7 protein-coding genes are annotated in these 9,679 nt (G+C 71.6%); 3 read left to right on the top strand and 4 right to left on the bottom strand.

The window, feature by feature from the left end; all coding sequences use genetic code 11:
* Positions 1–155: 155 nt before the first annotated feature.
* Entirely contained in the window at positions 156–1,838 is a 1,683-nt protein-coding gene (locus ACWCSD_RS39390) for an ATP-binding response regulator (protein WP_449922536.1), read from the top strand.
* Positions 1,831–3,420, top strand: coding sequence for a SpoIIE family protein phosphatase (locus ACWCSD_RS39395; RefSeq protein WP_397164254.1), 1,590 nt, complete (start codon positions 1,831–1,833; stop codon positions 3,418–3,420). The genes ACWCSD_RS39390 and ACWCSD_RS39395 overlap by 8 nt, the downstream gene beginning before the upstream one ends.
* Positions 3,421–3,447: 27 nt before the next feature.
* Here ACWCSD_RS39395 and ACWCSD_RS39400 read toward each other — a convergent pair whose 3' ends face one another.
* The 4 genes from ACWCSD_RS39400 to ACWCSD_RS39415 form a co-directional block, all read right to left on the bottom strand.
* Positions 3,448–4,809, bottom strand: coding sequence for a phenylacetate--CoA ligase family protein (locus tag ACWCSD_RS39400; RefSeq protein ID WP_449922539.1), 1,362 nt, complete (start codon positions 4,807–4,809; stop codon positions 3,448–3,450).
* A gap of 275 nt (positions 4,810–5,084) precedes the next feature.
* Positions 5,085–8,111 carry a CHAT domain-containing protein gene (locus ACWCSD_RS39405; RefSeq protein ID WP_449922541.1) on the bottom strand — a complete coding sequence of 1,009 codons (3,027 nt, stop codon included), beginning with the start codon at positions 8,109–8,111 and terminating at the stop codon, positions 5,085–5,087.
* Between the two features lies 1 nt (position 8,112).
* Entirely contained in the window at positions 8,113–9,024 is a 912-nt protein-coding gene (locus tag ACWCSD_RS39410; protein ID WP_449922543.1) for a hypothetical protein, read from the bottom strand.
* Positions 9,025–9,029: 5 nt separating this feature from the next.
* Positions 9,030–9,377, bottom strand: a complete 348-nt coding sequence (locus tag ACWCSD_RS39415; RefSeq protein ID WP_397164259.1) for a hypothetical protein — start codon at positions 9,375–9,377, stop codon at positions 9,030–9,032.
* A 20-nt stretch (positions 9,378–9,397) separates the two neighbouring features.
* On the opposite strand from ACWCSD_RS39415, the gene ACWCSD_RS39420 reads away from it, so the two are divergent.
* Positions 9,398–9,577, top strand: coding sequence for a hypothetical protein (locus tag ACWCSD_RS39420; RefSeq protein ID WP_449922545.1), 180 nt, complete (start codon positions 9,398–9,400; stop codon positions 9,575–9,577).
* Positions 9,578–9,679 lie beyond the last annotated feature (102 nt).

A 9,679-nucleotide genomic window follows, 5' to 3' on the forward strand; every position in this document is an offset into this window, starting at 1 on the left:
CGTCGTGATGCACTCCGACGGCCTGACCGACCGATGGGACCCCGGGAACGTGCCGGGGCTGTTCGCGCGCACCCCCGCGGTCATCGCCGCGGGCCTGCTGCGCGAGGCGGGCAGCAGGCGTGACGACGCCTGCGTGGTGACGGTGAGGCCCGGCAATGGCGGCGACTGAGCTCATCAGGGTCAGGCTCGACACCGACCAGGACGTCTTCGTCCTGCGCCGTCTCGGCCGGGCCGCGGCCGAGCTGGTCGGGCTGGAGTCCCAGGACCAGATCAGGGTCGCCACCGCCCTCAGCGAGGTGGGCAGGGAGGCCTTCGGCAAGGGCGCCGCCGCCGTGATCACCCTCGGCCGCGACGTGCTCGCGATCACCATCCACCACACCAGGCCATCCGGTTTGGACCGCTCCGAAGGCGTGACGCTGGCCGGCCGGCTCGTCGACGACATCGCCCTCGGCGACGGCCACGTCACGCTCACCAAGCGGCTGCGGCCGCGGGTGACCGCCCTCCCGTTGGAGGCCGTCCGCGCCGACCTCGCCAGGCTGGCGCCGATCAGCGCGCTGGAGGAGCTGCGCGAGCAGAACAGGGAGCTGGCCGAGACCCTGGAGGACGTGCTGCGGCTCAACTCCGAGCTGCAGGAGACCAACACCGGCGTGCTGGCCATGTACAACCAGCTCTCGGCCGAGCTGGAGGAGACCAACAGGGGAGTCGTCGCCCTGTACGCCGAGCTGGACGAGAAGTCCGCCCAGCTCCGCGAGACCATCGACGCGCGCAACCGGTTCTGGGCCACCGTCAGCCACGAGCTGCGCACCCCGCTGAACTCCGTCATCGGCCTGGTCCGGCTGCTGACCGGCCAGGGCGGCGAGCCGCTGACCGAGGAGCAGGCCCACCAGATCGGGCTGATCGGCGACTCGGCGCAGACGCTGCTCGAACTCGTCAGCGAGCTGCTCGACATGGCCAAGGCCGAGTCCGGCCGCCTGGACCCGCAGCCCACGCTGGTCAACCTGGCGCGGATGGCCGGGCAGTTGCACGTCACGATGCGGCCGACGAGCGAGCGCGCCGGCGTGACGCTGAGCCACGAGATCACGCCGGAGGCCACCGAGCTGTACGCCGACGAGAGCATGCTGATCAGAATTCTGCGCAACTTGCTCTCGAACGCGCTCAAATTCACTCAAAGCGGGCAGGTAGTGCTGGCCGCGCATGCCGACGAAGCCAAGGGCGAGATCGTCATCACGGTCACGGACACCGGCATCGGCATCTCGGAGGAACACTTGACGCGCGTGTTCGAGGACTTCTACCAGGTTCCCGGCTCGCTCCAGGTCAGGGCCAAGGGCACCGGCCTCGGCCTGCCGTACGCGCGCAGGCTCGCCGAGGCCCTGGGCGGCACGCTGGATCTCACCAGCACCCCGGGCGAGGGCACCACCGCCACCCTGCGGCTGCCGCACCAGAGCGGCACGCCCGAGGTCCAGCGCGTGCTGATCGCCGACGACGACGAGGTCTTCCGCGCCACCGCCCGCCGCATGCTCTACGGCTTCACCGTGCACGTGGACGAGGCCGCCGACGGCGCCGCCGCGCTGGAGGTCATGGCCGCCTCCCCGCCCGACGTCATCCTGGTCGACCTGCTCATGCCCCGCGTGGACGGCCACGTGCTGCTGCACCAGATGGCCGAGGACGAGCGGCTGAGCGACATCCCGGTGGTCATCGTGACCATCGCTCCGCAACACGCTCCCGGCAACCGGCCGGTACTGTCCAAGCACGGGCTGCGCAGGGAACAACTCCTGCAGGCCATCCGCAGCGCCCGCCAGGGCGAGAACGGCGGTGCTGGAGAGGACCAGAATGTCTGAGTCCGCACGCGTGCTGGTGGTGGACGACACCCCCACCAAGCGCTACATCCTGTCGAGCTGGCTACGACGGTCGGGCCACCAGGTCCTGGAGGCCAGGGGCGGCGAGGAGGCCCTCGCCCTGCTCGCCGCCAACCAGGTCGACCTGGTCGTCCTCGACGTCCGACTGCCCGACATCAACGGCTACGAGGTCTGCGAGCTGATCAAGGCCAACCCGGCCACCGCCTCCATCCCCGTCATCCAGGTGTCGGCCAACGCGATCACCCCCGCCGACCGCACCGAGGGGCTGGAACGCGGCGCCGACGCCTACCTGAGCGAGCCCATCGAGCCCACCGAGTTCGCCGCGACCGTCGAGGCCATGCTGCGCTACTACCGGGCGCGCTGGCGGGCCGAGCTGATGGCCGAGCGCCTGGCCAAGCTCGCCGAGGTGACGTTGCGGATGAACGAGGCCGAGACGTTCGACGAGCTGCTGACCGTGGCCGTCGAGGGCACCGCCGAGGTGCTCGGCCGCTACAGCGGCACGCTCGCCATGCTGCCCGACGGGCGGGTCCGGCGCTTCCGCGCCCGTCCCGGCGAGCCGGCCAGTGTCCAGCCCGCCGCCCCCGACGTGCTGGAACGCCTGTCCGAGCGGACGCTGAAGGACGCCGCCAGGGCCCGGGTGTTCACCCTGGCCACCAGCGAATGGGAGGGCCTGCTGCCCGACGTGCGCGCCGAGGACTCCACCACCGGCGTGCTCTGCCGCACCAAGAACTCCCCGTCGCCGGTCTACCTGGGCGTCGAGGCCGTCTCGCCGCTCGACGCCGACGAGGTGAACCTGCTGCGCCAGCTCGGCCAGGAGCTGGCCCTGGCGCTGGGCGCGCTGCGCGCCTACACCGAGGAGCACGACATCGCGCTGACCCTGCAGCGCAGCCTGCTGCCCAGCCGCATCCCCGAGGTGCCGGGCCTGCAGGTCGCGCTGCGCTACCAGCCCGCCGTGGACAACGTCGAGGTCGGCGGCGACTTCTACGAGGTGCTGCAGGTCGACGGACGCGTGCTGATCGCCGTCGGCGACGTGGAGGGCCACTCCCTGCACGCCGCGACCGTCATGGCCGAGGTGCGCCACGCCCTGCGCGCCTCGCTCATCGCCCAGGTCGACCTGAGCGCCTCCCTCGACCTGCTCAACCAGATGATGCGGCGCTACCACCGGGGCCTGACCGCCACCGTGTGCCTGATGCTCATCGACCCGGCCACCGGCGAGATCGAGCTGGCCAACGCCGGGCACATGCCACCGCTGTTCGCCGGGCCCGGCAGCTCGTACCACACGCTGGGCAACCTGCTGCTCGGCGCGGTGCCCGAGCGGTACCAGGTGGACCGGCTCAAGCTGCCGCCCGGCGGCACGATGATGCTGTTCACCGACGGCCTGCTGGAGGACCGGCACATCCTGCTCGACGACAGCATGGAGAAGGCCAGGCAGCTCGCCGAGACCGTCGAGGACGACCTGGAGGAGTTCGCCGAGCGCATGCTGGCGGCGTTCGGGGCGCGCGAGGACGACGTGGCGCTCGTCGTCGTCCGCCGCACCCTCGACGCGGACTCCGCCGGAGCCTGAACGGGCGTACTCGGGCCTGAACCCTCCTCAGCGGGTGTACCGGTGCTTGGCTCCGGGCGGGAAGTACTCGGGGTCCCCGGCCTCGCGCAACCGGATGAACGGCATCTGCTGCGCCACCGGCACATAGTTCGCGAACTCGCTGTTCAGCCGCAGCAGCTGAGCCAGGATCGAGGCGCCCACCGCCTGGGCGACCTCGTCGGCAGGCTTCTCGCCGGGCATCAGCTCCACCGTGACCGTCAGGTGCCGGTCGTGGTCGGCGTCCTCGGCCGCCTCCATCACGAACTTGCCCGTCACCGACCCGCTGACCTCCGGCTGCTCCAGCCCCACCGCGATGTTCTCCGGGTAGACGTTCGCGCCGTAGTACGACAGCGTGAAATGGCTCCGGCCGAACACGTAGACGAACGGATGTCGCGGGCCGGCGACGTCCGACCGGAAACCGTGCCGCTCGGCGAACTCCAGCATGCGCTCGTACGGGATCACGCCGCCCTCGTCGGCGATGTGGTACCGGATCAGCGGCACGCCGTTGTCGCCGGAGAACAGCAGCGTGCCCTCGTGCTCCTCGAAGAAGCGCACCCGCGGGTCGTACTGCACCAGGGTCGGCAGCCGGGACTCCCCGAACAGCTCCCTGGCCGTGTCCGGGCGGCCGGACAGGAACCGGCGCAGCTCGACCGAGAGCGGCGTCTCGTTGCCGAGCACCCCGGCGTCCGCGGTGCCGTACAGCGAGGCGATCCCGCGCACCGGGTCGGCGATCCCGGCCCGCTCGGCCACCAGCGTGCGCCACTCCTCGCTGAACACCTCGCCCGCCGTGACCAGCTTGACGTTCCAGTCGGCCCAGGGGAGCGGCTCGGTGTCGATGACGTTCTTCAGGAACGGCGGATAGCCCAGCAGGACCACCTGGTCGAAGTGCGGCGCCAGCTCCGGCAGCACCCGGGCGATCTCCCTGCGGTCGGTGCCCGGCGCGACGACGGTGATCGGGTAGCCGCGTTCGGCCAGGTGACGACAGCACTCGATGGTGAACAGGCCGCCCACCCAGGTGCCCAGGGCGAAACAGACCACGGCCAGCGTACGGCGTTCGCGGGCCCCGAAGGAGTCCCGGAAGACCTCCTCGAAGCGGGACGCGATCACCCGCTCGTCCGCCACCGAGCGCGGCCAGAACGACGGCGTCCCCGTCGAGCCCGAGGACACGGCGATCATGTCCCCGATCACGCCGTCCCGGCAGAGGTCGGGGAGCGGGTGACGGCGGATGTAGGTGTCCTTGGACGTCATCGGCAGCCGGCTGAAGCGCTCCAGATCGGTGACGCTCGCCGGCTCGACACCGTGCTCGGCCAGGAACGAACGGTAGGCGGGCACGGTGGCGGCCACCTGATGGAAGAGCTCAAGGGGATCCATGGGGCACGCGCGGCCGACCGCCCGGAACCCTGCGCCCCGGGCCAGCCCCCACGCCTCCTCCCTCCAAGAATCGATCGTCTCCAGCCCCCATGGTGACACCGTCGCATGTCGGCCGCCCACGGCCACTCCACAAGCTGCGGCTCCATGGTGAACACGGCCCCGCGGCCACACTCTCTCGACCGCGAAGGGAAGCTGCGCCGTAAGGCCAAGGGCCTCGTCCTGAGCCAAAAGGGCCAGGCGCATGCCATGAGGTCAGGGCTCGCCGGCATGGGGTGTCAGGGGCCGTGGTGGACGAGTGCCGCCCAAAGATCAGGTCTGTCCGGGTGGGTACGGCGTAGGTCGCGCATGACGCGGTGCAGCACGCGGGCGGCGTCGTCAGCGTCCGGTCCGGGCAGGCCGCGGTAGAACTCGCGGGCAACCGCCGCGGCCGTCGCGTCGTCGAGGGGCCACAGACTGCCGACGACATGGCGGAAGCCGATCATCTGAAACACGGACGCGAGATGGATCGACTCGTTGGCGTGGAAGATCCCGCTGAAAGCGGTCGAGCAGGCCGACAGGTAAGCCAGTTCCGCCTGGTCCAGGGGCAGTGCGGCGATCGCACCGACGGGCAGCAGGTCATCGTGCAGGACGAGGCCGCCCAGCGACGGCTTCTCCAGGTCGGTGGCCGCGTGGCAGGCGAAATGGGCCCAGGTGCGGCCGGGCAACTCGGCGAGTACCCGGTCGGTCGTGGCGTGCTCGTCCACGAGAAGGACCCCGGGGTGGTGCTGGTGCAGGGCCTCCGCCTCCTCGGCCGTGGAGGTGAGAGCAGGCAGCGCGGGCGCGCTGCCGACCGCGACGGTGAGCTGGCGGCGTACTGTGGCCGGCGCCCGCGACCTGGCCCGGGCGAGCGCGCGAAGCGTCGGCGCGTAGGAGGACACCACAGGTTCGGGAAGGGCCGTGTGCAGGGGGAGGACGCCGAGCATGCCGATGGGCAGCCACCAGACCCGGTCCACTGCGGACAGGGCGGCTGCGATGGGCCCGGCGATCGTGGCCGACAGCCACTCCAGGGTCTCCTTGACCACCCTCTGCATGCGCAGCGCGCCGGTCAGCGTTCCGTTCGCAGATGCCCGGATGGAGATGACCAGTTCGGCCACGTGCTCCGCCACGTCGTCCCAGGAAAGGCCGGGCAGCGCGACCGGGGTGATGTCCCCGGTCGTGATGATGATCGCATCGCTACGGGTGCGTGCCGAGTTGACCAGCACCACCGCGCCGCCCTCCGTGGCGGCGCGCAGTTCGGCCAGGTCCGGACGGCCGAGGAAGCGCGGTGCCCCACGCCGGATCTCCTTGACCAGGTCGTCGTACTCCGCCCATAGCCGCGTGCGGTCGTTGACCAGATCGGTGGTGATCACCATCAAGCCGCCTGGATGGACCTGTGACGTGGCGCGAAGCCTGTCGCGTACGTCCCGGAAGCGCGCGGCGAGCCCGGGGTCGCGTGCCTCCAGTTCGGTGAGGTCGGCGTGCAGGTCGGCCTCTTCGGCCAGCAGGATGCCTCTGCCCTGTTCCGCCACGGCGACGGCGCCCGCCGGATCGCCCGCGGCCAGATGGGCGGCGACGGCCTCGCCCACCAGGTGCGTGTACTCGGCGACCCGTTGTTCCTGATCCACGCGGGAGTTGCGCCTGGACACCGCGGCGGGCAGCAGCGCGACCGCCGCGTCGTACAGGTCGGCGGCGAGCGACGGGTCACCGAGGTCGACAGCCAGTGTGGCCAGCTGGGTGAAGGCGCGGACGCTGTGGCTGGGCACCGAGCGGACGGCGCCGCGGGCCAGCCCGGCGAGGCGCCGCAGCTCGTCGATCGTCACCGAGGGGGAACCAGCGGCGCGGTGTGCCGAGTGGATGTCGGTGGTCACGGAGATGATCCCGGCGGTGGCGGGGTGGCCGTCCGGCAGCAACGGGAGGGCGCTCCGGGCGAGTTCCGCCGCGCGTGCCAGGTCTGCGGCGTCGCCGTCGCGCTCGTACCGCCACAAGTAGCCATGGGCGAGGTCCGCCAGCTGCTTGGCCAGGTCCGCAGCACCGGCCAGGGGGGCACCGGCGGCCAGGTCGGCGCCCCCGGACGCGAGCGCGCCGCCCCCGGACGCGAGCGCGCCGCCGCCGGACGCCAGCGCGCCGCCGGACGCCAGCGCGAGCCCCTGTTCACCGGCCTCGATCGCGCGATCCAGGGTCACCGGATCCCCGCCGTGCTCGTGCCGCCGAGCCAGAACGGCGGCGAGCTGCCTGAGGTAGATCACCCGCTCGGGATGATCGCCGGGCACCGACGCCAGGCTCTCCTCCGACAGCTCGATGGCCCGGTCGAGATTCGCCACTCCACCCCCGCGCTGGTAATGCTGGAGCAACGCGATGCTGAGGTTGTTCAACCGTCCCGGCCGGTCCGGGTCGTCCGGCGGGGTGGCCTCGACCGACACCTCGCTCAGCGTGATCGCCCGGAGCAGGTCGGGCAGCCCGCCGTCCCTCAGGTACCGCAGCTGGTACCCGATGCCAAGATACGAGACCGCGACCAGCAGCAGCGGATGATCACCCGGCGCGGTGTCCACGACTTGATCCCCCAGCCGGATCGCCTCGTCCAGATCCGCCACATCGCCACGCAGCTCGTATCGCTGCTGATAGACCGCGACAAGATTGGCGGCCGCCGCGAACCACTCGGCGCTCGACTCGCTCACCAGGCCCAGCGCCTCCTCCGTGGCCAGGGTCGCGGCGTCGAGATCGGTTGGATCACCGTGACGCTGGTAGCGGTGGCGGAAGGCGACGCCGAGGTTCATGAGCAGCAGCGGCAGCTCCGGGCTGCCGGACGGCGTCCCGGCCGCCGCCTGGGAGAGCAGCGTGATGACGACGGTCAGGTACGACGGTTCGGACGTGGTGTGCGCCTCGGCGAGCATGGCCATCGCCGTACCGGCCTGGACCTCGGGGGCGGCGTCGGGCCCGATCAGCGGCCGTAGCAGTTCGGGGACCACGCGGGGGATGTGCGCGACCGGTGTCAGGTGGAAGGCGGCCTGGGACAGCTCGAAGTTCGACCGGGTGGCGACCCAGCGGGCGTGAAAGAACCATCCGATGGCGATATGTGCCTTGAGCAGTCGTTGCCGCTCCGAGCCGGTCATGTCCGAGGGCTTCCGCCGCACCGCGCCGTGCCACAGCCGTAAGGCGTCCGTGAGAGCGTCCTCGTCGAGCACGGTCCGCGCGTCACCGGTACGTTCGTAGGCCGCGAGGCGGCGGCGGATCCGGCGGGCGATCAGGTAGAGCCGGAAGCCCTGCGGCACACCAGAGATTCCCACCTCAGCGTCCTTTCCGTGCCACAGCGGTGACCCGGCTGCCCTCCTCGACGGTGAGCGGCCCGGCATGGCCTTCGTCGGCCACGCCCAGTGCCGTCGCGAGCGTACGGCCGTGCAGGTCCACGACGGACTCGACGAGCAACGCCAGCTCGGCCACGGCGCCGCGGGCGCGTGCCCATCCGGCGGCGCCGACCACGATCGCGATCAGGGCGGCGGGCCACCACACGAAGGCGAGGGCGACCAGCGGCCATGACCAGCTGGCGACGGCGACCGCCGTGGCCAGCGCGGTGCCGGCGTTCACGAGATCGGCACGCGCGGCCTCGGGCAGCACCACCCACAACCTCGGCCAGACGAAGGGCAGATCGAGGCCGTAGCGATCCCGTGCGACCGCCTCCGCACCGTGGATCCGGTCCCCCAGCCAGGTCGGCCGCCCCGGCTCGGCCAGGGCCATCCGATTGACCTCGGCCGCCGCCTGATCGATCCGCTCCTGCTGCTCAGGAGTCCTGGTCGGGGCAGGGTGAGCGCGGGTGAGCGTGCGGCGTCGATTCAGCAGCGCATGCCAGCGGTCGCGCCTTCGCCGTACGAGCGTGTTCCGCAGCCGGCCGAACGGCCATGGCCACTGACCCAGCCACAACGTACGCGTCACCCCGGCCATCGCCTGCACCAGCAGCCCGGCCCCGCCGGTCGCCACCAGCACAGCGACCAGCAGTCCCACCTGACCCCCCGCAGGCCGCCGGGCGAACCACTCCGAGAACCGGATCACCTCCCTCGCCGCCAGATCCACGTCGAGGGCGTGGGGGTGCCCGAGCCGGACGCCGAGCGCCGCGACGGCGAGGAACAACACTCCGGGAAGCAGCAGCAGCGAAACCCATCGCTCGGCGAGCTTCTTGGCCAGCTCGGCGAAGAAATCACCCACGGCCGCTACCTGGGCCGCATCGGCGCGAAGGTCACCCGGCACACCGGGATCGGCCCGCCGGGCAGGGGAACCTCCACCCGGTCACACGCGCCGTCCGGGCAGCCGAACTCCTCCTCGTGCGCCCTGCCGGGACCGGTGCCCGGCAGGGCGCTGCCGAGGGCGCGCAGGGCGCCGGATCCGTCGCCCCCGAGCAACTGCCCCAGCATGGGAATGATCGGCCGCCGCACGCGGGCCGCGGCCTCGATGGCTCCGAGCAGCCGCTGATGGCGCTCGGACTGGCGCGCACATTCGGCACGCAACTCAGGCAACTCGCCGCATAACACGGTCAGCGCGAGACGTTCGGCGTCGTCCATCGCCTCGATCGTCCCAGCCCGTGATCGCGGCATCAAGGGCACGAATACGCCGCGGCCGCGGCAAGACCATCGGCGCCGCCGCCGTCACCGAGAAGGCCGTGCTCTCCGTGGATCCGCAGCTGCGCGACATCGCGCACGGCTCGTGCCTCGGCTCGTGCCTCCCCGGTCGCCGTCGTACCGCCGTACGCCCCTCCCCGTGAGCGCACTGTTCCCAGGTCGCTCCGGCTCGCTGTGCCTCTCGGCTTCCGAGGTTGCTCCGGCTCGCTGTGCCTCTCGGCTTCCGAGGTTGCTCCGGCTCGTTG

The sequence above is a fragment of the Nonomuraea sp. NPDC001684 genome (assembly GCF_053596515.1).

What these genes read in the sequence shown, in the direction of transcription:
- ACWCSD_RS39390 (WP_449922536.1), top strand. Translation starts at nt 156, where the DNA reads ATGGCGGCGACTGAGCTCATCAGGGTCAGGCTCGACACCGACCAGGAC.
- ACWCSD_RS39395 (WP_397164254.1), top strand. Translation starts at nt 1,831, where the DNA reads ATGTCTGAGTCCGCACGCGTGCTGGTGGTGGACGACACCCCCACCAAG.
- ACWCSD_RS39400 (WP_449922539.1), bottom strand. Translation starts at nt 4,809, where the DNA reads ATGGATCCCCTTGAGCTCTTCCATCAGGTGGCCGCCACCGTGCCCGCC.
- ACWCSD_RS39415 (WP_397164259.1), bottom strand. Translation starts at nt 9,377, where the DNA reads ATGGACGACGCCGAACGTCTCGCGCTGACCGTGTTATGCGGCGAGTTG.